1 protein-coding gene is annotated in these 242 nt (G+C 58.7%); it reads left to right on the top strand.

Features of this window, described 5'->3' with window-relative positions:
* Positions 1-242: Rieske 2Fe-2S domain-containing protein (locus tag SB816_RS34475; protein WP_410548554.1), on the top strand; the 242-nt coding region annotated here is incomplete at both ends.

Below are 242 nucleotides of genomic sequence, written 5' to 3'. Positions count from 1 at the left end.
AGTCCATCATTGTCACCCGCCTGACAGGTGACAGGATCAAGGCCTACTACAACGTCTGCCAACACCGCGGCCGCCGCCTTACCACTGGCTGTGGCCATGCCACCAAGTTTCACTGCAACTACCACGGCTGGCAGTGGAACCTGGATGGCAGCGTGCTGCGTATTCTCGATGAGCAAGACTGGGCCGGTTGCCCGAACATGAGTCATGACGAACTGGCGCTCAAGGAAGTGCTGGTCGATACC

Source organism: Achromobacter sp. SIMBA_011, from assembly GCF_046535435.1.
In the GTDB taxonomy this organism is placed as follows: Bacteria; Pseudomonadota; Gammaproteobacteria; order Burkholderiales; family Burkholderiaceae_B; genus Achromobacter; species Achromobacter dolens.
Note: the sequence above shows the minus strand (reverse complement) of the source record. Positions and strands in the feature narration are given on the sequence as shown.